This is a genomic window from Mycolicibacter hiberniae, assembly GCF_010729485.1.
Classification (GTDB): Bacteria; Actinomycetota; Actinomycetes; order Mycobacteriales; family Mycobacteriaceae; genus Mycobacterium; species Mycobacterium hiberniae.
Window position 1 is genome coordinate 216,940 of sequence record NZ_AP022609.1, and the last position, 20,685, is coordinate 237,624.

Here is a 20,685-nt window from a genome sequence, read left to right on the forward strand (position 1 = left end):
ATGGGTTACGCCGACGCGCTCTTCGACCTGACCGACCGCGTGGTCCTGGTCACCGGCGGCAGTCGCGGCCTGGGCCGCGAGATGGCGATGGCCGCCGCCCGGTGCGGCGCGGACGTGCTGATCGCCAGCCGCAAATATCAGGCCTGCCAGCTGGCCGCTGCCGAGATCGAGGCCGCCACCGGACGCTCGGTGATGCCCTATGCCGTGCACGTCGGGCACTGGGATGAGCTCGACGGATTGGTCGATGCGGCCTATCAGCGGTTCGGCCGGGTCGACGTGTTGGTCAACAACGCCGGCATGTCGCCGGTCTACGACAAGCAGACCGACGTCACCGAGAAGATGTTCGACGCCGTGGTCAACCTCAACCTCAAAGGGCCCTTTAGGTTGTCGGCGTTGATCGGTGAACGGATGGTGGCAGCCGGCCGGGGATCGATCATCAATGTCAGCACCCACGGGTCGCTGCGCCCGCACCCGTCCTTCATTCCCTACGCTGCGGCCAAGGCCGGCCTCAACGTCATGACCGAGGCGCTGGCCCAGGCTTTCGGGCCGACGGTGCGGGTTAACACCTTGATGCCCGGCCCCTTTCTCACCGATATCTCCAAGGCCTGGGACTTCGGCCAAGCCGACAACCCCTTCGGCGCCGCGGCATTGCAGCGCGCCGGAAATCCGCCCGAGATCGTCGGCGCGGCACTGTTTCTGATGTCGGATGCCTCCAGTTTCACCACCGGCTCGATCCTGCGGGCCGACGGCGGCAGTGCCTGAGGCACAGGCGAAAGGATTGAAGCGATGGCGTGGGACTTCTCCACCGAACCGGAGTTCGAGGCCAAGCTCGACTGGATCCGTTCCTTCGTGCACGACGAGGTCGAACCATTGGAGGTGCTGTTTCCCGGCTGCGAATATCTGCCGCTGACCGAGGAACGCCGCCGTATCGTCGGCCCCCTCAAGGACCGGGTGCGCGAGCAGGGGCTGTGGGCTCCGCACCTGGGTCCCGAGCTGGGCGGTCAGGGATTCGGGGCGGTCAAACTGACCCTGATCAACGAGATCCTCGGCCGGTCCAGCTGGGCGCCGATCGTGTTCGGCACCCAGGCCCCCGACACCGGCAACGCCGAGATCCTGGCCCGCTTCGGCACGCAAGAGCAAAAAGACCGCTACCTGGCCGGCCTGCTGTCGGGGGAGATCTTCTCCTGCTTCTCGATGACCGAGCCGCAGGGCGGCGCCGACCCGCGGGTGTTCACCACCAGGGCCCGGCGCGCCGGCCCCGAAGACGATGCCGACTGGGTGATCACCGGACGCAAGTACTTCTCCTCCAACGCCTCGGTGGCGTCGTTCTTCATCGTGGTGGCCATCACCGACCCCGATGTACCCGTGCACCGCGGGGCGTCGACCTTCCTGGTTCCGGCCGGCACCCCCGGCCTGGTCATCGAAGCCACCCATCACCTGGTCGGCTCGCATCCCCACGAGGCCGGGCATTCGCTGGTGCGCTACGACGACGTCCGGGTGCCGGCCGACGCGATCCTGGGGGAACCGGGGCAAGGATTCCTGATCCTGCAGAGCCGGCTGGCCGGCGGGCGCCTGCATCACGCCATGCGCGCGATCGGCGTGGCGCAGCGCGCCATCGACATGATGGCCCGCCGCGCCAAAAGCCGCTTCACCCAGGGCAGTTCGCTGGCCGACAAGCAGCTCGTGCAGGCCTTCATCGCCGACTCCTACGCCGAACTGATCCCGTTCCGGCTCACGGTGCTGCACGCCGCGTGGCTGATCGACTCCGGCGACGAGAAGGCGGCCCGCGCCGAGATCGGGGTCTGCAAGATCCTGGCCTCGCAGATACTCAAGTCGATCGGGTTGCGCGCCATCCAGGTACACGGCGCCATGGGGCTGACCGAACAGCTGCCCCTGACGAATGTGCTGCTGGGCGGCGTGGCGCTGGGCCTGGCCGACGGCCCCACCGAGGCGCACAAGGTGAACCTGGCCCGGCTGCTGCTCAAGGACTACGAGGCCGAGGATCCGGAGTGGCCCAGCGAGTTCCTGGACAACCGCATCGCGGCCGCCCGCGCGAAGTACGGCCACCTGCTCGACGAGATCCCCGCGGTGCCCAGACCATGAGCCGGGTCGAGGCGGCGGTGCACCGCGCGCTCGACGACCGGCAGCGCGAGGCCACCGCCGAGGTGGAGCGCATCCTGGCCGCTGCGGTCACGGTGTTGCAGCGCAGCGCGCCCGAACCGCCCCGGGTCTGCGACATCGTCGCCGAGGCGGGCTCGTCGAACAAGGCGTTCTACCGCTACTTCGCCGGCAAGGACGACGTGATCCTGGCGGTGATGGAACGCGGCGTCGCGATCGTGGTGTCCTACCTGGAACACCAGATGGCCAAGGACCGCGCGCTGGCGGCCCAGGTCGCGCGGTGGATTCGCGGCGCCCTGGCGCAGCTCTCCGACCCGCACCTGCTGAGCCTGAGCCGCACCGCCAGCACCCAGCTGGAGGCGGGCGGGCAGCGGCGGTTATCCGATCAGGAGATCCTGGCGCCGTTGCGCGATCTGCTCACCGCGCCGGTCGGCGCACTCGGTGGCGACGACCCCCGCCGGGATGCCGACCTGGTCTTTGGCGCTACCTTGTCGACCATGCGTGGCTACCTCAATACGGGTCGCCGGCCTGCGCCGGCCGATGTGGATCACCTGGTGTCGTTCTGCCTGCGTGGGTTGGGGGCCCACTGATGCGCGCGATCGTCTGCGAGCGCTACGGGCCGCCCGAAGACCTGGTGCTGCGGGAGCTGCCGGATCCGGAGCCCGGGCCCGGCACCATGGTGGTCCGGGTGCGCGCGGCGGCGGTCAACTTCCCCGACGTGCTGATGATCGACGGCAAGTACCAGCTCAAGATCCCGGTGCCGTTCACCCCCGGCAGCGAGCTGGCCGGTGACGTGCTGGCCGTCGGGGAGGGCGTGGCCTTCGCGCCCGGCGACCGGGTGGTCGGCACGTCGTTCGTGGGCGGCTTCGCCGAGCAGGCGTTGGTGCCCGCCGCGGTCGCAACACCGATCCCCGAGGGCATCGACTACGCGGCCGCGGCCGGTTTCGGCGTCACCTACCGCACCGCCTATCACGCCCTGCGCTCGGTGGCCCGCGTCGGTGAAGGCGACTGGGTGGTGGTGCTGGGCGCGGCCGGTGGTGTCGGGCTGGCCGCCGTCGACCTCGGCGTGGCGATGGGCGCCAAAGTACTCGCGGCGGCCTCAAGCCCGGAGAAGCTGGAGGTGTGCCGGCAACGCGGCGCGGCGGCGACCGTGGACTACGACCGCGAGGACCTCAAGACGCGCATCCGCGAGATCACCGGCGCGGGCGCGCAGGCGGTGCTGGATCCGGTCGGCGGGCCCTACGCCGAGCCGGCGCTGCGCAGTCTGGCCCGCGGCGGGCGCTTCGTCACGCTCGGCTACGCCTCCGGCGTCATTCCCGCGATCCCGCTGAACCTGGTGATGCTCAAGGGCATCACCGTGCAGGGCATGGAGATCCGCACCTTCGCCACCGACTTTCCGGCGGAGAACGAGCGCGATCTGGCCGAGCTGCAGCGGCTGTTCGCCGAGGGCACGGTCAGCCCCTACATCGGTGCCCGTTTCCCATTGGCCGACACCGCGGCCGCGCTGCGCTACGTCGCCGACCGCAAGGCGGTCGGCAAGGTGATCATCGACGTCTGACCCAGACCAGGGTGTGCCGGCCCGTGACCCCGCCGCTGGTGGTCGTCGCCGACAGGGTCAGCCGGTCGCCGTCGACCCGCGCCTGCCGCACCTGCGGTGCCGCCAGCAGCTGCGGCAGCATCGACACACTGACCTCGTGGCGTACCGTCGCGGTGTCTTCGTCGACGTGGAAGCGGCCGCCGTAGGCGATATAGGAGGGCGACATGTCGTCGCGCGCAGCCTCCTCGGCGCTCCCGGTCAGCTGCGCGGACATGTAGCCGTCGCCGGTGTAGAGGATCAAGCCGCGCGGCTGCGTGCCCAGGGGATGCGACACCGCGCCGGTGGCGATGTCGACGGAGTCGAACGATGCCAGCTTCCAGCCGCCGAGCATGGCCTCGCGCAGGGTGCTCATCAGGGCATGATGACGGTTCGGGCCACCGGCTCGGCGGCGGCCTGGCGGCTGTGCAGGCCACGCTGCAGGGCGCACAGCAGCGCGTCGCGGGTCTCGCGGGGGTCGATGAGCTCGTCGAAGCCGAGCTGCTGGGCGGAGTGATAGGACGCCTGCAGTTCGGTGTCGCGCAGCTTGGCCGCCAGATCCTCCCCGGCGTGCGAGGCCGCGCTGAGCGCCGCGGCGCTCATCGCGCCCATCGTCGCCCCGGGATAGGCGAAGGTCGCCACCTGCGCGTCGAAACCCAGCAGCGACATCACCATGGAACCGAACCCGTAGGCCTTGCGCAGGGTCAGATGCAGCTTCAAGGTGGTGGCCGCGGTCTGGGCGGCGAACATCCGGGCACCGGCCCGCAGCACCCCCGCGCGCTCCGAGCGGCTGCCGGGCAACATGCCGGGATTGTCGGCCAGGAACACGATCGGCAGGTGGAACGAGTCGGCCACCATGATGAAGTGCGCCGCCTTGTCCGCGGCGTCGGTGTCGATGGAACCGGCCAGCACCTGCGGCTGGTTGGCCACCACCGCAACCGGATGGCCGCCCAGATGCGCCAGGGCGCAGACGATCGCGCGGCCGAACCGCGGTTGGACCTCGAACCAGTCGGGCCGGTCGAAGACGACGTCGAGCACCGAGCGCATGTCGTAGACGCGGCGGTTGTCGCGCGACACGATGTCGAGCAGTTCGGGCGTGGCCCGTGATTCGGCGGCGGAATCCGGTGCCAGTGACACCGGATAGGACCAGGCGCTGGACGGAAAGTAGGACAGGTAGCGGCGGATGTCGTCGAGCACCGCCGCGTCGTCGGCGCCGAAGTTGTGCACCACACCGCTGGTCAGCGCCACGTCGGGGCCGCCCAGGTCTTCTTTGGAGATCACCTCGCCGGTGGACTCTTTGACCACCGGCGGGCCGGCCGTGAAGATCGCGCCGTGCGGGCTCATGATCCGGAAATCGCAGACCGGGCCGACCAGGGCGCCGTGCCCGGCCGACGGGCCGAGTACCGCGGCCACTGTCGGCACCTTGCCCGAGCACTGCGCCTGGGCCAGCAAGTCGGTGGGGGTGCGGCCGTAGTGTTCCCCGGTGGGCCGGAACCCGGCGCCCTCGAGCAGCATCACCAGCGGGATCTTGTCGCGCAGCGCCAGTTCGGCGATGCGGTAGCGCTTGGCGTTGCCGCCGGGGCCGATACTGCCCGCCAGCGTGGTGAAGTCCTCGGCGCCCACCATCACAGGCGAGCCGTTGATGAGCCCCGATCCGACCACGATGCCGTCGGCAGCGATCTGGCCGCCGACCATGGAGCCCAGCTCACGGAAGCTTCCGGGATCGAGCAGGTGACCGATGCGTGCGCGCGCGTCGAGTTTGCCGGCAGCCCGGTGTTTGGCCACCCGCTCGGGGCCGCCCATGGCCCGGGTGTGCTGTCGCCGACGGTCGAGGTCCTCCAGAGTTTCCTGCCAGTCCCGGGCATTCGTCATCTGCGGCGTCCTCTTTCGTTGACCATACTGAAATTCTTACTGTAGCGTCTGCGAGCATGGCTGGAAGCGGCTTGCGGGCGCTCGCCCAGTATTCGCGTCGGCCTGAGCGTTCGGCTGAGCTCGGTTGGGCCGCAGCCGAGTTGGTGAAGCCGTGAACGCGCGGACCGCGATACCCCGGCATCCGCGCGACGTCACGAGCCAGTGGTTGTCGACGGTGTTGAGTGCCCGCGGCGAACCGGTCGAGGTGGCCTCGGTCGATGTCGTCGCCGTCGGTACCGGGCAGACCGGCGCCACCTATCGGGTGCTGGCCGACTACCGCGACAACCCCGCCGGGCTGCCGGGCAGTTTCGTGATCAAGCTACCGGCCGCCGATGACGCCGTGCGGGATCGCGTCGTCCTGGGCTATCGCAGTGAGTGCGCCTTCTATCAGGAGGTTGCCGCGCGGGTGAAGGTACCGATACCGCAGTGCTTCCATTGCGACATCAACGAGGATGCAACCGAGTACGCACTGCTGCTCGCCGATCGGTCGCCCGCGGTTCAGGGCGATCAGATCGCCGGCTGCGACCCGCACCAGGCCCGGCTGGCGGTGACCGCTCTGGCCGGTCTGCACGCGCCGACCTGGTGCGATCAGCGCTGGCTGACCTTCTCCGGCCTGGCCATGTCCCAGCTGGACGCCGACGGCGCCAGGGGGATGGGCGACATCGCCCGGATGTGCGCCGCCGTCACCGTGCAGCGACTCGGCGCCCAACTCGGCGACGCCGACTGCGAGACGCTGACCGCGGCCCTGGATCTCATCACCCCGTGGCTGTCGGCACCGGTGGGTCGGTTCGCGCTGATCCACGGCGACTATCGGCTGGACAACATGCTGTTCAGTCCCGACGGCGAAGCGATCTGGGTGGTGGACTGGCAGACGCTGGGCGTTGGGCTGCCGGCCCGCGATCTGGCTTTTTTCACCGGCACCAGCGTGGAACCCGAGCTGCGCAACCGGATCGAAGCCGATCTGGTCGCCGAGTACCACAGCGCGTTGCTGGGCCATGGTGTCACCGGCTATGACCGGGAAACCTGTTGGCAGGACTACCGTTTCGGCGCGCTGCAGGTGCCGCTGATCTGCGCGCTGGGCCTGGTTTTCGCGACCGGCACCGACCGCGGCGACGACATGTTCGTGACGATGCTGCGGCGGGGATGCCAGGCCATCCGTGATCTGGGCACGCTGGAGCTGGTGGTCGAGCTGGCCGGTCGTTGACGACGAAGAAGGAGAGGTCGCGCTGATGGATGCTCAACCGCAGGGGTCCTCCCGGTCGGGGCCACCCGAGGGGGACTGGCTGGGGACGCCGTACCTGACGCTGCGGCGGGAGGGGCCCATCGCCGTCTGCACCATCGACCGGCCCCAGGCCCGCAATGCGCTGACCCCCGCCATGTACTTCGGTCTGCGATACGCGGTGGGCCGGGTCAATCAGGATCCGGGGCTGGCCGGGCTGCTGATCACCGGTACCGGCGACGTGTTCGCCCCCGGCGGCGACATGGGCGGCGGCGGCGCGGACGACTGGATCACCTTCGGTGCCGCGCTGGGCATGGACATCACCCCGTTCGACACCCTGCGCAGTTCGGTCAAGCCGGTTGTCTGCGCCGTCAACGGACTGTGCCAGGGCGGCGGACTGCAGATCGCCCTGTGCAGTGATGTGGCGGTGGTCAGCGACCGGGCCACCTTCCGGGTGCCGGAGCTGTTCCGCGGGATCGCCGACACCTACTACAGCCAGATGCTGGCGCGGGTGATCGGGCCGGTCCGCACGCGGGACCTGATGTTCACCGGCCGCACCGTCGATGCGCACGAGGCCCTCGACTGGGGCCTGGTGGCCCGGGTGGTTGCGCACGACGACCTGCTCGACACCGCGCGCGAGGTGCTGGCGCAGTGCTGTCGCACCGCCCCGGCGGCGCGCGGGGTGGTCAAGGCCAGCCTGGACTCCTACCTCGGCCTGTTCGACCGGATCGGGATGAACACCAGCCTGGGCGCCCCGGAGGCCGTCGAGGGTTTCCGGGCGTTCAAGGAACGCAGATCACCGCAGTGGGTCCACCCCGATCTGCAGGTCGACGGCCGGCTCTGAAGTGCACCCGCTGTGTTTACGCAATACGAGAATCTGTGTGCAATAAAAGCAGAACCGGGTATCCCAAAATTCTCAAATCCGATAGGATTCCACACGCAGTGACGCGGGAGGAGCCGGCCTGATGGGGATGAAAGACCTGATCCGGTGGTCCCCGGGGGCCGCGGCAGCCCGCCTGGCCGGCCCCATGGAGGCGGTCGGTGGACTCTTCACGATGTCGGTGGACGCGGTCAGGTTCGCGTTCCGGCGGCCGTTCCAGGCCCGTGAATTCATCGAACAGTGCTGGTTCGTCGCCCGGGTCTCGCTGATGCCCACCCTGCTGGTGGCCATTCCCTTCACGGTCCTGGTCAGCTTCATCCTCAATATCCTGCTGCGTGAGCTCGGGGCCGCGGATCTGTCCGGTGCCGGGGCCGCCTTCGGCGCCGTCACCCAGGTGGGACCGATGGTGACCGTGTTGATCGTGGCCGGGGCCGGTGCCACCGCGATGTGCGCCGACCTGGGCTCGCGCACCATCCGGGAAGAGATCGACGCCATGGAGGTGCTGGGCATCAACCCGGTGCAACGGCTGGTGACACCGCGCATGCTTGCCGCCGGCCTGGTGGCGCTGCTGCTCAACAGCCTGGTGGTGATCATCGGCATCCTCGGCGGTTATGCCTTCTCGGTCTTCGTCCAAGACGTCAACCCGGGCGCATTCGCGGCAGGCATCACCTTGCTGACCGGTGTTCCCGAACTGGTCATCTCCTGCGTCAAGGCCGCGCTGTTCGGTCTGATCGCGGGAATGGTGGCCTGCTACCGGGGTCTGACCATCTCCGGCGGCGGCGCCAAAGCCGTGGGCAACGCGGTCAACGAAACCGTCGTCTATGCCTTCATGTCACTGTTCGTGGTCAATGTCGTCGTCACCGCCATCGGCATCAAGATGACGGCACGCTGAGGCATGGCAGTGCGCAGTCTGCAGGCCGTCTACCCGCGCCTGACGCGGCAGCTCCGGCGCCCGATCACGGCGCTGAGCCAGGTGGGCGATCACACCCTGTTCTACGGCAGGGCGATCGCCACCACGCCGTTCGCCTTCGCCCGCTACCGCCGCGAGGTCATCCGGCTGATCGCCGAGATCAGCATGGGCACCGGCACCCTGGCGATGATCGGCGGCACCGTGGTGATCGTCGGCTTCCTGACCCTGGCGGCCGGCGGCACGCTGGCGGTGCAGGGCTACAGCTCGCTGGGCAACATCGGCATCGAGGCCCTGACCGGATTTCTGGCGGCGTTCATCAATGTGCGTATCTCGGCTCCGGTGGTCGCCGGCATCGGCTTGGCCGCCACCTTCGGTGCCGGGGTCACGGCGCAGCTGGGGGCGATGCGGATCAACGAGGAGATCGACGCGCTGGAAGCGATGGCCATCCGCCCGATCGCCTACCTGGTCAGCACCCGCATCGTCGCCGGACTGGTGGCGATCGTTCCGCTGTATGCCATCGCGGTGATCCTGTCCTTTATGGCCAGCCGCTTCACCACGGTGTTCCTGTTCGGGCAGTCGGCCGGGCTCTACGACCACTATTTCCGCACGTTTCTCAACCCCATCGACCTGTTGTGGTCGTTTCTGCAGGCGTTCCTGATGGCGATCACGATCCTGCTGATCCACACCTACTTCGGCTACTTCGCCGCCGGCGGCCCGGCCGGGGTCGGGGTCGCGGTCGGCAACGCGGTGCGGACCTCGCTGATCGTGGTGGTCTCGGTGACCCTGTTGGTCTCGCTGGCGGTCTACGGGGCCAGCGGCAACTTCAACCTGGCGGGGTAGCGGGCAGGCGTTTTCATCTGACGGTATTGGCATTCTCATTTCGTGCCAGTACCGTATCCATCGATGAGCGACCCAGTGCAGACCTCCTCCGGGATCCCGCTGAAACCGGTATACGGCCCGGAAGACCGGCGCGAAGAACCGCCGCCACCCGGGACCTATCCCTTCACCCGCGGCAACTTCGAGTCCGGATACCGCGGCCGGCTGTGGACCTTCCGCCAGTACTCCGGGTTCGGCACCGCCGAAGAGTCCAACCGGCGCTACCAGTACCTGCTGAGCCAGGGCGGCACCGGGCTGTCGGTGGCACTGGACCTGCCGACGCAGTGCGGGTACGACTCCGACGACCCCGAGGTCATGGAAGAGGTCGGCCGGGTCGGGGTGGCGGTGGACACCCTGGCCGACGCCGAGATCCTGTTCGACTCGATCCCGCTGGACAAGATCAGCACCAGCTTCACCATCAACGGCACCGCCGCGATCCTGCTGGCGTTCTACGTGGCCGCGGCTGAGCGGGCCGGGGTACCCCGGGCCAAACTCACCGGCACCATCCAGAACGACATCCTCAAGGAATACGCCTCCCGGGGCACCTGGATCTGGCCTCCCGAGCCATCACTGCGGCTGATCGCCGACACCATCGAGTTCTGCGCCGCCGAAGTACCCCGCTTCAACGCGATCTCGGTCGCCGGTGCGCACTTCCGCGACGCCGGTGCCAACGCGGTGCAGGAGATGGCGTTCACGCTGGCCGACGGCGTCACCTACTGCGACACCGTCGTCGAGCGTGGCCGCATGAGCATCGAGCAGTTCGCCCCGCAGGTCTCGTTCTTCTTCTACACCCACGGCGACTTCTTCGAAGAGATCGCCAAATACCGGGCCGGCCGACGCCGGTGGGCCACGATCGTGCGGGAACGCTACGGCGCCAGCAGCGACAAGGCATCGATGTTCCGGTTCGGCTGCGTGGCAGGCGGGGCATCCCTGTTCGCCCCGCAGGCGCAGAACAACCTGGTGCGAGTGGCCTACGAGTCGATGGCCGCGGTGCTCGGCGGGGTTCAGTCGATGTTCACCGCCGCCTGGGACGAGCCCTTCGCCCTGCCCAGCGAGGAATCGGCGACCCTGGCGCTGCGCACCCAGCAGATCCTCGCCTATGAGACCGGGGTGACCCGGGTGGCCGATCCGCTCGGCGGCTCCTACTTCGTCGAGGCGCTCACCGACGCCACCGAGGAACGCATCATCGAGATCATGGCCGACCTGGAGAACCACGGCGGCATGGTGCGTGCCATCGAGGACGGCTATCTGCAGGGTCTGATCGCCGACGAGGCGTTCACGATCCACCACGAGATAGAGTCCGGCAGCCGACCCGTCGTCGGCGTCAACAAGTTCACCAGTGACGAGCCGCCACCGGAGATCGCCACCTACGAGCTCGATGCCGAAGGCCGCGAGGTCCAGCTCAAGCGGCTGGCGCGGGTCAAGGCCGAGCGCAACGCCGACGACGTCGCCGCCAAACTGGCGGCGCTGTCGCGCGCCGCCGAGGGCGACGCCAACCTCATGCATCCCCTGATCGACTGCGCTAACGCCTACTGCACGGTGGGCGAGATGGTCTCGGCGCTCAAGAACATCTGGGGCGAATTCCAGCAACCGGTGGTGTTCTGATGACTACTTCGCCTTCCACCTCCGCAGGTGTCCCGGCCCGCGTCCTGGTGGCCAAACCGGGGCTCGACGGTCACGATCGCGGAGCCAAGATCGTCGCCCGCACGCTGCGTGACGCCGGTTTCGAGGTCATCTACACCGGCATCCGCCAGCGCGTCGAGGACATCGTCGCCACCGCCCTGCAGGAGGACGTGGCGGTGGTGGGCCTGAGCATCCTGTCCGGCGCGCACGTCGCATTGACCGGTCGCGTCGTGGATGCCCTGCGTGCCGCCGACGCCGGCGACATCGGGGTGGTGGTCGGCGGAACCATTCCGCAAGGCGATGTGCCCAAGTTGCTGGCGGCAGGCGCCGCGGCGGTGTTCCCCACCGGAACGTCCCTGGAGGAATTGGTGACCGGAGTGCGTCAGGTGGTCGAAAGGGCGGAGGCGCAGTAGGTATGCGACTTGGGGTGATGATCGGAGCCGAACGCGGCGACATGGCGCGCAAAGTCGCCAAGCTGATCTCCGACATCGAATGGGCCGATGAGGCGGGCCTGGCCACCGCGTGGATGCCGCAGGTGCCCGACGATTTCGATCTGCTGAGCATGGTGGCGCTGATGGCCGCGCACAGCACGCGGATCGAACTGGGCACCGCCGTGGTGCCGCTGCAGGCCCAGCACCCGATAGCTCTTGCCCGACAAGCGCTGTCGGTGCACGCGATCTCCGGGGGGCGGCTGGCCCTGGGCGTCGGGCCGTCGCATCACTGGATCATCCGGGACATGCTCGGCCTGCCCTACGACAAGCCCGCCGCCTACACCCGCGACTACCTGCAGGTGCTGGGCGCCGCCATCGCCGGCCCCGGCCCGGTGGATGTTGAGAACGAGCACTTCACCGTGCACAACCCCACCGCGCTGGGCGCCGAGACGAAGATGCCGGTGCTGGTGGCTGCGCTGGGTCCGGTGATGCTGCAGATCGCCGGCGAGTACGCCGACGGCACGTCGCTGTGGATGGCCGACGAGAAGGCGATCGCCGAGCACATCGCGCCGCGGATCAACAAAGCCGCGGCCGCAGCGGGCAAGCCCGCGCCCCGCATCGTCGCCGGCATTCCGGTCACGCTGTGCGCCAACTCCGAGATCGAGACCGCCAAAGAGCGGGCCAACCGGATCTTGGCGGAGGCCGAGACCTCGCCCAACTATCAGCGACTGCTCGACCGCGGTGCGGCCCGTGACGTGGGCGACCTGTGCGCCGCCGGCGACGAGGAGTCGATACTCAAGCGGTTCAAGCAGTTCGCCGACGCCGGAGTGACCGACCTGTCGGTGCGACTGCTGCCGATCGGTGACACCCGCGATGAGCTGATCGCCTCGAAGTACCGCACCCGCGACGTGATCGCCGAGCTCGCCAAGGCGGTCTAGGTGAGCGGACCGCTTGCCGGGATCCGCATCCTCGAGGTGGGGGTGATGCTGGCCGGCCCATACGCCACCATGCTGCTGGCCGATCTCGGCGCCGAGGTCATCAAGATCGAACCGCCGGGCGGGGAGATCTCGCGCCAGGTCGGCCCGAGCTACTTCGCCAGCCTCAACCGCAACAAGACCAGCATCCAGCTGGACCTGACGTCGCCGGCCGGCCAGGCGAAACTGGGACAGCTGGTCACCGAGTCCCATGCGCTGCTGGTGAACATGAAGCCCTCGGTGATCAAGCGCCTCGGCCTCACCTATGACGCCCTGCGCCGGCACAACGAGCGGATCGTCTGTGTCGCCCTCACCGGATTCGGCCTGCAGGGCGGCGACGAACCGGCGTTCGACTACGTGATCCAGGCCGCCACCGGGGTGGCCGCGATGACCGGGGATCCGGACGCGCCGCCGACGCTGCCGGGCTACTCCTCGGCGGACAACTCCACCGGACTGACCGCGGCGTTGGGTCTGCTGGCCCAGATCGTCAGCGGGCGCGGCGGGCAGGTGGAGGTGTCGCTGCTGGACGTGATGCTCTCGCAACTGAACTACCGAGCGTCGGCCTACCTCAACGACGGTGTCGAGCCCCAGCGCTATCCCCATGGAGCGCATTCGTATTACGTTCCCGCGCAGCTTTTCCCGACCGCACAGGGATATCTGGCACTGTTCGTCACCCACGACGGCTTCTGGAAGGCGTTCGCCGCAGAGGCCGGCATCGAGGGCTTCGCGACGATGGCGCAGCGGGTGGCGCGCCGTGACGAGGTGCTCGCGGTCGTCACCACCGCGCTTGCCGCCGACACCGCTGCGGGGTGGGAGGCGCGGCTTCGCCCGTTGGGCATCCCCGCGGCAGCGGTGCGGACCTTGCCCGAAGCACTCAAGGAGCACCCGGAAATGATCGTCAGAGCAGGCGATTTCCGGCTGGTGGGCAGCCCGATCCGGGTCGCCGGGTACGAGCCGTCCTACCGGCCGCCGCCGGAATTGGGCGACTGACGCGGCGGGCGGGGAGCGACCGCGCCCTAGACGGTGAGGATCGATGCAGAGGCGGTGCCCGGCGCGCCGTAGACCTGGGCGAAGCCCACTTTCGGGCCGCCGGGCACTTGGCGGTCGCCGGCCTCGCCGCGCAATTGGCGCACCAGTTCGTGGATCTGGCGCAACCCCGAGGCACCGATCGGTTCGCCGTTGGCGATCAGCCCGCCGTCGGTGTTGACCGGCAGTGACCCACTGATCTCGGTCGCGCCGTCGGCGAGCAGCTTCTCCTGGTCGCCGTCGGCGCAGAAGCCGCACTCGGCCATGTGGATGATCTCGGCCCCGGCGTCGGTGTCCTGCAATTGGATGACATCGACATCTTCGGGTGCCACACCGGCCTTGTCGAAGGCGGCGCGCGCGGCGTAGACCGTCGGTGCCACGTCCTCTTCGATCGGGGCGGAGGTGGCGTGCACCTCGTAGGCGCCGTAGCGGCGGGTGCGGATCTCGGTGGCCTGCAGGTAGACGGGCTTGCCGCTGAAGCGGTGCGCGATGTCGGCGCGGCACATCACCACCGCGGCTGCGCCCTCGTCGGGGGCGCAGAACATGAACTGGGTGAGCGGGTAGTTCAGCGCCGGCGAGTCGAGGATGGCGTCCTCGGACATCGGCTTGCGGCGAAATGCGTTCGGGTTCAACGCTCCGTTGCGGAAGTTCTTGGCGGCGACCTTGGCCAGCGTCCGCTGGGAGATGCCGTGATCATGCAGGTAGCGGTTGGCTTTCATGCCGAAGAATTTGGTGGTGACGAACTGCCCGTTCTCGGCGTACCAGGCGGGCAGCGCCAGCTTGGCCGGGTCGTCGGTGAACGCGCCGCGGGGGTGCTTGTCCATGCCGATCGCGATGCCGATGTCGTACTTGCCCGAACGGATGTTGTCGGCGCAGACCTGGGTGGCGGTGGCCGCGGTGGCGCAGGCGTTGAACACATTGGTGAACGGGATGCCGGTGAGACCGACCAGTCGCGTCACCGCATCGGGATTGGAGATCTCATAGCTGCCGCCGACTCCGAACTGGATGTCCTTCCATTCGGCCCCGGCGTCGGCCAGGGCCAGGTGGATGGCCTCGGCGCCCATCTGCATCGCGGACTTGTCGAATCGGCCGAAGGGGTGCAGTCCGACGCCGATGATCGCCACATCGTTGTTCGCTACCGTCATTGTCCAGGTCTCCTTAGACGGGCTGGAACGCCCAGGTGAGAATCTCGGTCCCGTCGTCGTCGACATAGAACGGCACCATGGTCAATTCGACGTCCATGCCGAATTGCAGCTTGGCGGGATCGGATTCGGTCAGACGGGCCTCGACCTGAACCACGTCGCCGAGTCGGACCAGCCCGACCCCGTACGGGGTGAAGCCCTCGGCGGTCTCGCCACCGGCGTAGGGCAGCTTCGGCACGAAGCCCTGGGTGGTCCAGGCCTCCAGGGTGCCCTGGCGGGGCAGCAGCACATCGCGCATCTGCGGGCCGCTGCATCGTGGGCAGTGGTCTTGGCGGGGCCAGACAGTCGCCTCGCACTCCGCGCACCGGCTGCCGATCAGGGCCAGATTCTCGTCCGGCCAGTTGGTGACGTCGGGGGCAAGCGGCTTACGCACCGCTGCCACCGGGCCGCTGACCAGTCGCCCATCCGAGGGAAATCACATTCTCGATTAGAGCATACGTGCCTACTGCGGGGGAAGGCGAACGCCGCGAGTTGCGTGGGTGGCGGGCGGTCCGCCGGGGGTATCGCCGGGATCGGCCCGGCGTGTCAGTGCCTGCCGCGGGTGCGCGCGGCCGCCGCGGCGAGGGCGGCTACCGGCCGGGGGCTACTTGGCGATGCCGTGGGCGCAGAAGTCCCAGACTTCTTCGGCGGTGATCGGGTGGGCCGCCGGGTCGTCGGATTCGGCGCTGGACTGGGCGACGAACATGACGGTCTGCATGGTCATCGCCGCCATGCGCCGGGCGTCGACGCCCTCGCGCAGTTCACCGGCCGCCTCGGCAGCTTCCATCAGCTCGGTGAGCAGTGCCAGCAGTGGGGTGAAGGCGACGCGCACCTCGGTGGGGTGCGAGACCAGCAGGCGCGGCGCGAAGTCGGTGAACAGGGGCCGCTTGGCCGCGGGGTCCGGCCGGGACAGTTCGAAGAGCAGCTCGACTGCCACTTTCAGCTGCTCCAGCGGTTTGGCCTGACCTTCGGTGGCGGCCCGGATCTGGTCGGAGGTGCGCACCAGGGCGTCTTCGAACAGCGCCAGCAGCAGCTCGTGCTTGCCGTTGAACTGCAGATAGAAACTGCGCAGCGACTGCCGCGAGCGCTCGACGACTTCCTGCACGGTGAAGTCGGTGCTGCCCTTTTCGATGATGATGGCCTGGGCCGCGTCCAGGAAGCGCTGAACGCGCTGGGCGGCCCGCAACCGTGCGGTCTTGATCGACCGCTCGACCGCCCGCTGCTTCCAGACGGGCTCTTCTTCCGGGTTACTCACCAGCGGCTCCAGCTGTTGCCTTTTTGGGAGAACACGAATGCACCCTACCGGAGAATCGTGGCGCAGCGTTGTCGGCCGTCGGAGCGCTGCCATGGCGATAAATAAGATGGTAACTTTCCTAAAAGGAGAAGTTGCTTCTCATCCGGGGTTTCCGCACCGCGGGCCGGCGCGTGACCCGGTGACAGCCCACCGCTCCGCCGGCGACCGCCGTCCCGGCCCGCTGACGAAGGACGCCGATGTACATCGACTACGAGGTCGCCGACCGGATCGCGACCATCACCCTGAACCGGCCCGACGCGGCCAACGCCCAGAACACCGAGCTGCTCGACGAACTCGACGCGGCATGGACCCGGGCCGCCGACGACGACGAGGTTGCCGTCATCGTCCTGCGCGCCAACGGCAAGCACTTCTCGGCCGGCCATGACATCAAGGGCGGCGGCCCGGTCCCGGACAAGATCACCCTGGAGTTCATCTACAAGCACGAGTGCAAGCGCTACCTGGAGTACACCCTGCGGTGGCGTAATGTGCCCAAACCGTCGATCGCCGCGGTGCAGGGCCGCTGCATCTCCGGGGGCCTGATGCTGTGCTGGCCGTGCGATCTGATCATCGCCGCCGACGACGCACAGTTCTCCGACCCGGTGGTGCTCATGGGTATCGGCGGCGTCGAATACCACGGCCACACCTGGGAACTGGGAGCCCGCAAGGCCAAGGAAATGCTGTTCACCGGGCGCGCGATGACCGCGCAGGAAGCCGAACGGACCGGCATGGTCAACCGGGTGGTGCCGCGCGAGCAACTGGATGCCCAGACCCGCCAACTCGCCGAGCACATCGCCACCATGCCGTCGTTCGCGCTGCGCCAGGCCAAACGTGCGGTCAACCAGACCCTGGACGTGCAGGGCTTCCATTCGGCGATCCAGTCCGCGTTCGACATCCACGAAACCGGTCATGGCAATGCGCTCTCGGTGTGCGGTTGGCCGATTCTGGTGAACCTTGACCAAATGAAGTCGCAGGTCACGTAGTGAGACGGCCGGGCGTGGCCTGGCGCTTTTGTTCTCGGGGAATCTAAGGGTTGAGCTGGCCGGTGCCATAGGGCAGCGTGGTACGCGCATGTACCGCGGGGTGTTCGAAAGGTGTTGGCGTGGCCGAGAAGACTAGTGATCCGGTGCTGCTGCCACCGGTGGTGCCGATCCCGGCACTGTTGACGGCGCTGCTCTTCCTTTTCGGCCGCAAGGGCGCCTTTCGGGCGGTGCAACGCCGCTACGGCGGCGCGTTCACGGTGCGCTTGCCGGTCGTCGGACAAGCGGTGGTGATCAGCGACCCGGTGTTGGCGAAGAATCTGTTCACCACCAGCAGCGACCTGGTGGCCCGGGCCAACAATCTGGGGGCGGTGCTGGGACCCGGATCAACGTTCAGCTTGGCGGGCGCCGAGCACCTGCGCCGGCGCAAGCTGCTGGTGCCGCCGTTCCACGGCAAACGGATGGCCGGATATGAGTCGATAGTCGAGCAGGAGGCGCTACGCGAGGTCGCGGCCTGGCCCGAAGGGCGTGAGTTCGCCACCCAGCCGTCGATGATGCGCATCACCCTCAACGTGGTCCTGCGGGCGGTCTTCGGTGCTGAGGGAGCCGAGTTCGACGAACTGCGCCAGATCCTGCCCGCACTGGTGGAACTGGGGTCCCGACTGGCGGTACTGCCGCCACGGGTCCGCCGCGACTACGGTCCGCTCAGCCCCGGGGGGCGCTACGCCTTCTACCGGCGGCGATACGACGCATCGATCGCGAGACTGATCGCCAGAGCACGCCAGGACCCCGATTTCGCGGAGCGCACCGACGTGCTGTCGCTGCTGTTGGCGGCGCGCTACGACGATGGTCAGCCCATCAGCGACGCGCACATCGCCGACGAGTTGCTGACCCTGCTGGCTGCGGGCCACGAAACGACGGCGACCACTCTGGCGTGGGCGGTGGAGCGCATTCGCCGCCATCCGGACCTGTTGGAGCGCCTGGCGGCAGAGGTCGACGCCGGCGGTTCGGAGCTGTTGCAGGCCGCGGTGTGGGAAGTGCAGCGGACCCGTCCGGTGGTCGAGGGAACCGGGCGCCTTACCCACGCACGGATCAGACTGGGGCCGTGGGTGATCCCCGACGGACGCATGGTGGTGGTTCCCTTCCGGATGCTGCACCGCTCTGCGCAGCATTACGAGGATCCCGAGCTGTTCAACCCGGACCGGTTCGTGGGCAACCCGCCCGACACCACCTTCTGGGTTCCTTACGGCGGCGGGGTGAACCGTTGTGTGGGAGCGGCATTCGCCAACATGGAGATGTTGGTGACGCTGCGCACCCTGTTGCGCGAGTTCGAATTCGTCAGCACCACCGCGCGAGGAGAACGCAACCGCTCCCGAGGAGTGACCACCGCGGCAGCACGCGGAGGCCGAGCGGTGGTGCGGCGGCGGCACAAAGACGCCCGCCTCACCCCAGTCGGCAGCGCAGCTGGCGTTTGAGCACCTTGCCGTAGCTGTTCTTGGGCAGCGTGTCGACGAACTCGTAGCGCTTGGGGCGCTTGAACCGCGCGATGCGCTCCAGCAGATGGCTGTCCAGCTCGGTGGCCGACACGCCTCCCACGATGAAGGCCACCACTGTCTCGCCCCACTGCGCGTCGGGTGCGCCCACCACCGCGGCCTCGACGACGCCGGGATGACTCAGCAGCGCCTCCTCGACTTCACGCGGATAAATATTGCTGCCGCCGCTGATCACCACGTCCTTGGAGCGGTCCCGCAGGGTCAGGAAGCCGCGGGCGTCGAACGAGCCCCGGTCCCCGGTGAACAACCAGCCGTCCCGGAGCGCCTCGGCGGTGGCGTCGGGGTTGTTCCAATAGCCGGCCATGACGACGTCGCCGCGGCAGACGATCTCGCCGACCTCGCCGGCCGGGGCCCGGGAGCCGTCGTCGCGCAGCACCGCCACCTCGACACCCGACCGCGGCCAGCCGACCGAGCCCAGGATCGCCTCGTCGCCGAGGTGATCGGCTCGCGCCAGCCCGGTGATGGTCATGGGCGCCTCGCCCTGGCCGTAGAGCTGGGCGAACACCGGCCCGAAGGCGGTCATCGCCCGTTTGATGTCCCCGAGGTACATCGGCCCGCCGCCGTAGACGATGCTGCGCAGGTTGGCCGGCCGGTCCCGGCCGGTGGCCACCAGGCGGGCCACCATGGTCGGCGCCAGGAACGCGGTGGCGCCCGGATGGTGGTCGCACAGATCGAGGAACTCGCCGGTGTCGAACGAGCTCGACGCCGGCACCACCTGGCGCGCGCCGCGCAGCACGTAGGGGGCGATGTAGAGCCCCGATCCGTGCGACATCGGCGCACCGTGGATCAGGCTGCAGCCGGCGTCCGGGTCGTCCAGGTCGGCCAGATGCGCCACCGTCATCGCCATCAGGTTGCGGTGGGTCAACATGGCGCCCTTGGAGCGTCCCGTGGTGCCGCTGGTGTAGAACAACCACGCCAGCCGGGAGGGATCCGGGTCGGCGGTGTCAGCGGGCGGGCAGGTGAATCGGTCCCGATAGGCGGCGCCGCCGATGGTCTCCACGGGGGCCCTGACCGCCGCCGTGAGTTCCGGGGCGAGTTTCGGTGACGCGAAGACCAGCGCGGCACCGGCGTCGGCGATGATCTGCGCCATTTCCTTCGGATGCAGCTTGTAGTTGAGTGGCACGACGACCAGACCGGCCGCCCAGGTGGCGAACATCAGCTCGATGATCTCCGGACGGTTCTCACTGGCGATCGCGATCCGCGCGCCGGGGTCGGCGCCCCGGCCCAGCGAGGTCGCCAACCGGCGCGCGCGATCGGCCAGCCCGCTCCAGGTGTGCAGCAGCCGTTCACCGTGATACACCGCGCCCCGATCGCCGAACCGGGCCGCTGCCTGATCCAGCACCGTGAACAGGTTCACGGTGTCACCCAGTCGGAGTCCAGTCCGAAGTCCGAGAGGTATTTGGTCGAGCTCCAGCCGCCGTCGACCACGATGGTCTGGCCGTTGATGAACGAGCCCGCCTCCGAGCACAGGAACGCCACGGTGCCGGCGATGTCGTCCACCCGGCCCAGTCGCGGGTACGGCGTCATCTCGGTGTTCAGCTTGCGAAAGCGGTTGTCGGTCAGGCGTTGTTCGACCATCGGTGTCACGGTGACACCGGGGGCAACCGCGTTGCACCGGATGCCCTGGGGCCCGTACTGGCAGGCGATGTGGGTGGTCAGCGCGGTCAGCCCGCCCTTGGCGGCGGAGTAGGCCCCGCCCCGCAATCCGCCCACCACGGCAAAGGTCGAGGTGATGTTGATGATCGCCGAACCGGGTCCCAGATGGGGCAGCACTTGGCGCGTCAGGCGGAAGGGCGCTCGCAGCATCAGATCGAGGAAGTGGTCCAGGGTCTCGTCGTCGGTCTCGTGCAGCGGCTTGGGGCTGCCGATGCCGGCATTATTGATCAGATAGTCCACCCGCCCCCACCGGGACAGGGCGGCGTCGACGATCTGCTGAGGTGCGGTGTCGGTGGTCAGGTCGACGGCCAGGGTGGCGATCCGGTCGGGATCGGCGCCCGCGGCACCCAGTGTCTCCGCCAAGCCGGCCAGGCGCCCCGCATCGCGGCCGGTTGCCAGCACCGCCATCCCGGACTCGGCAAGCCTGGTCGCACAGCCGAATCCGATTCCGCTGCTGGCCCCGGTCACGATCGCCACCTGCAT

General features: G+C 68.6%; 21 protein-coding genes. 14 read left to right on the forward strand and 7 right to left on the reverse strand.

Going from position 1 to position 20,685, the window contains the following annotated elements:
• From G6N14_RS01035 to G6N14_RS01050, 4 genes are read left to right on the forward strand one after another with little or no spacing between them, the layout of a single operon-like run.
• The gene (locus G6N14_RS01035) at positions 1-762 is read left to right on the forward strand and encodes an SDR family NAD(P)-dependent oxidoreductase (protein ID WP_085134916.1); all 762 of its coding nucleotides are present in this window, start codon (positions 1-3) and stop codon (positions 760-762) included.
• A 24-nt stretch (positions 763-786) separates the two neighbouring features.
• A complete protein-coding gene (locus tag G6N14_RS01040) occupies positions 787-2,103 on the forward strand; it encodes an acyl-CoA dehydrogenase family protein (protein ID WP_085134917.1) in 1,317 nt (438 codons plus the stop codon).
• A complete protein-coding gene (locus G6N14_RS01045; protein WP_085134918.1) occupies positions 2,100-2,708 on the forward strand; it encodes a TetR/AcrR family transcriptional regulator in 609 nt (202 codons plus the stop codon). Before G6N14_RS01040 ends, G6N14_RS01045 begins: the two co-directional genes overlap by 4 nt.
• Positions 2,708-3,676, forward strand: coding sequence for an NADPH:quinone oxidoreductase family protein (locus tag G6N14_RS01050; RefSeq protein WP_085134919.1), 969 nt, complete (start codon positions 2,708-2,710; stop codon positions 3,674-3,676). The genes G6N14_RS01045 and G6N14_RS01050 overlap by 1 nt, the downstream gene beginning before the upstream one ends.
• Here the strand turns inward: G6N14_RS01050 and G6N14_RS01055 are convergent.
• A complete protein-coding gene (locus G6N14_RS01055) occupies positions 3,663-4,067 on the reverse strand; it encodes a lipocalin-like domain-containing protein (RefSeq protein WP_085134920.1) in 405 nt (134 codons plus the stop codon). The genes G6N14_RS01050 and G6N14_RS01055 overlap by 14 nt on opposite strands.
• Positions 4,067-5,563, reverse strand: coding sequence for an acyl-CoA carboxylase subunit beta (locus G6N14_RS01060; protein WP_085134921.1), 1,497 nt, complete (start codon positions 5,561-5,563; stop codon positions 4,067-4,069). The genes G6N14_RS01055 and G6N14_RS01060 overlap by 1 nt, the downstream gene beginning before the upstream one ends.
• 151 nt (positions 5,564-5,714) lie before the next feature.
• Here G6N14_RS01060 and G6N14_RS01065 point away from each other — a divergent pair, with 151 nt between their 5' ends.
• The 8 genes from G6N14_RS01065 (at position 5,715) to G6N14_RS01100 (ending at position 13,505) form a co-directional block, all read left to right on the forward strand.
• On the forward strand, positions 5,715-6,806 hold the full coding sequence (locus G6N14_RS01065) for a phosphotransferase family protein (protein WP_085134922.1): 1,092 nt from the start codon (positions 5,715-5,717) through the stop codon (positions 6,804-6,806).
• Between the two features lie 25 nt (positions 6,807-6,831).
• Positions 6,832-7,665, forward strand: a complete 834-nt coding sequence (locus tag G6N14_RS01070; RefSeq protein ID WP_085135071.1) for an enoyl-CoA hydratase/isomerase family protein — start codon at positions 6,832-6,834, stop codon at positions 7,663-7,665.
• A gap of 121 nt (positions 7,666-7,786) precedes the next feature.
• Complete coding sequence (locus G6N14_RS01075; RefSeq protein WP_085134923.1) at positions 7,787-8,593, forward strand: MlaE family ABC transporter permease; 807 nt, start codon at positions 7,787-7,789, stop codon at positions 8,591-8,593.
• Positions 8,594-8,596: 3 nt separating this feature from the next.
• Positions 8,597-9,451, forward strand: coding sequence for an MlaE family ABC transporter permease (locus tag G6N14_RS01080; RefSeq protein WP_085134924.1), 855 nt, complete (start codon positions 8,597-8,599; stop codon positions 9,449-9,451).
• A gap of 63 nt (positions 9,452-9,514) precedes the next feature.
• A complete protein-coding gene (locus G6N14_RS01085) occupies positions 9,515-11,092 on the forward strand; it encodes a methylmalonyl-CoA mutase family protein (RefSeq protein WP_085134925.1) in 1,578 nt (525 codons plus the stop codon).
• Positions 11,092-11,523: a cobalamin B12-binding domain-containing protein gene (locus tag G6N14_RS01090; RefSeq protein ID WP_085134926.1), complete on the forward strand. Its 432-nt coding sequence runs from the start codon at positions 11,092-11,094 to the stop codon at positions 11,521-11,523. The genes G6N14_RS01085 and G6N14_RS01090 overlap by 1 nt, the downstream gene beginning before the upstream one ends.
• Before the next feature lie 2 nt (positions 11,524-11,525).
• Positions 11,526-12,479, forward strand: coding sequence for a TIGR03564 family F420-dependent LLM class oxidoreductase (locus tag G6N14_RS01095; RefSeq protein ID WP_085134927.1), 954 nt, complete (start codon positions 11,526-11,528; stop codon positions 12,477-12,479).
• Positions 12,480-13,505, forward strand: a complete 1,026-nt coding sequence (locus G6N14_RS01100; RefSeq protein WP_085134928.1) for a CaiB/BaiF CoA transferase family protein — start codon at positions 12,480-12,482, stop codon at positions 13,503-13,505. It abuts the gene before it with no gap.
• A gap of 26 nt (positions 13,506-13,531) precedes the next feature.
• Here the strand turns inward: G6N14_RS01100 and G6N14_RS01105 are convergent, their stop codons facing one another.
• The 3 genes from G6N14_RS01105 to G6N14_RS01115 form a co-directional block, all read right to left on the reverse strand.
• A complete protein-coding gene (locus G6N14_RS01105) occupies positions 13,532-14,686 on the reverse strand; it encodes a thiolase family protein (RefSeq protein ID WP_085134929.1) in 1,155 nt (384 codons plus the stop codon).
• Between the two features lie 13 nt (positions 14,687-14,699).
• Complete coding sequence (locus G6N14_RS01110; protein WP_085135072.1) at positions 14,700-15,116, reverse strand: Zn-ribbon domain-containing OB-fold protein; 417 nt, start codon at positions 15,114-15,116, stop codon at positions 14,700-14,702.
• A 210-nt stretch (positions 15,117-15,326) separates the two neighbouring features.
• Positions 15,327-16,043: a TetR/AcrR family transcriptional regulator gene (locus G6N14_RS01115; protein ID WP_109559752.1), complete on the reverse strand. Its 717-nt coding sequence runs from the start codon at positions 16,041-16,043 to the stop codon at positions 15,327-15,329.
• Between the two features lie 170 nt (positions 16,044-16,213).
• Between G6N14_RS01115 and G6N14_RS01120 the strand changes: the two genes are divergently transcribed.
• Positions 16,214-16,996: an enoyl-CoA hydratase gene (locus G6N14_RS01120; protein ID WP_085134930.1), complete on the forward strand. Its 783-nt coding sequence runs from the start codon at positions 16,214-16,216 to the stop codon at positions 16,994-16,996.
• Between the two features lie 119 nt (positions 16,997-17,115).
• Positions 17,116-18,468: a cytochrome P450 gene (locus G6N14_RS01125; protein ID WP_085134931.1), complete on the forward strand. Its 1,353-nt coding sequence runs from the start codon at positions 17,116-17,118 to the stop codon at positions 18,466-18,468.
• Here the strand turns inward: G6N14_RS01125 and G6N14_RS01130 are convergent.
• Positions 18,437-19,903 carry an AMP-binding protein gene (locus tag G6N14_RS01130; RefSeq protein ID WP_085134932.1) on the reverse strand — a complete coding sequence of 489 codons (1,467 nt, stop codon included), beginning with the start codon at positions 19,901-19,903 and terminating at the stop codon, positions 18,437-18,439. The two genes, G6N14_RS01125 and G6N14_RS01130, sit on opposite strands and share 32 nt — an antisense overlap.
• On the reverse strand, positions 19,900-20,685 hold the full coding sequence (locus tag G6N14_RS01135; protein WP_085134933.1) for an SDR family NAD(P)-dependent oxidoreductase: 786 nt from the start codon (positions 20,683-20,685) through the stop codon (positions 19,900-19,902). The genes G6N14_RS01130 and G6N14_RS01135 overlap by 4 nt, the downstream gene beginning before the upstream one ends.

Bases quoted from the DNA above. Each gene is read 5' to 3' on its own strand.
- G6N14_RS01035 (WP_085134916.1), top strand. From the start codon at position 1: ATGGGTTACGCCGACGCGCTCTTCGACCTGACCGACCGCGTGGTCCTG.
- G6N14_RS01040 (WP_085134917.1), top strand. From the start codon at position 787: ATGGCGTGGGACTTCTCCACCGAACCGGAGTTCGAGGCCAAGCTCGAC.
- G6N14_RS01045 (WP_085134918.1), top strand. From the start codon at position 2,100: ATGAGCCGGGTCGAGGCGGCGGTGCACCGCGCGCTCGACGACCGGCAG.
- G6N14_RS01050 (WP_085134919.1), top strand. From the start codon at position 2,708: ATGCGCGCGATCGTCTGCGAGCGCTACGGGCCGCCCGAAGACCTGGTG.
- G6N14_RS01055 (WP_085134920.1), bottom strand. From the start codon at position 4,067: ATGAGCACCCTGCGCGAGGCCATGCTCGGCGGCTGGAAGCTGGCATCG.
- G6N14_RS01060 (WP_085134921.1), bottom strand. From the start codon at position 5,563: ATGACGAATGCCCGGGACTGGCAGGAAACTCTGGAGGACCTCGACCGT.
- G6N14_RS01070 (WP_085135071.1), top strand. From the start codon at position 6,832: ATGGATGCTCAACCGCAGGGGTCCTCCCGGTCGGGGCCACCCGAGGGG.
- G6N14_RS01075 (WP_085134923.1), top strand. From the start codon at position 7,787: ATGGGGATGAAAGACCTGATCCGGTGGTCCCCGGGGGCCGCGGCAGCC.
- G6N14_RS01080 (WP_085134924.1), top strand. From the start codon at position 8,597: ATGGCAGTGCGCAGTCTGCAGGCCGTCTACCCGCGCCTGACGCGGCAG.
- G6N14_RS01085 (WP_085134925.1), top strand. From the start codon at position 9,515: ATGAGCGACCCAGTGCAGACCTCCTCCGGGATCCCGCTGAAACCGGTA.
- G6N14_RS01090 (WP_085134926.1), top strand. From the start codon at position 11,092: ATGACTACTTCGCCTTCCACCTCCGCAGGTGTCCCGGCCCGCGTCCTG.
- G6N14_RS01095 (WP_085134927.1), top strand. From the start codon at position 11,526: ATGCGACTTGGGGTGATGATCGGAGCCGAACGCGGCGACATGGCGCGC.
- G6N14_RS01105 (WP_085134929.1), bottom strand. From the start codon at position 14,686: ATGACGGTAGCGAACAACGATGTGGCGATCATCGGCGTCGGACTGCAC.
- G6N14_RS01120 (WP_085134930.1), top strand. From the start codon at position 16,214: ATGTACATCGACTACGAGGTCGCCGACCGGATCGCGACCATCACCCTG.
- G6N14_RS01135 (WP_085134933.1), bottom strand. From the start codon at position 20,685: ATGCAGGTGGCGATCGTGACCGGGGCCAGCAGCGGAATCGGATTCGGC.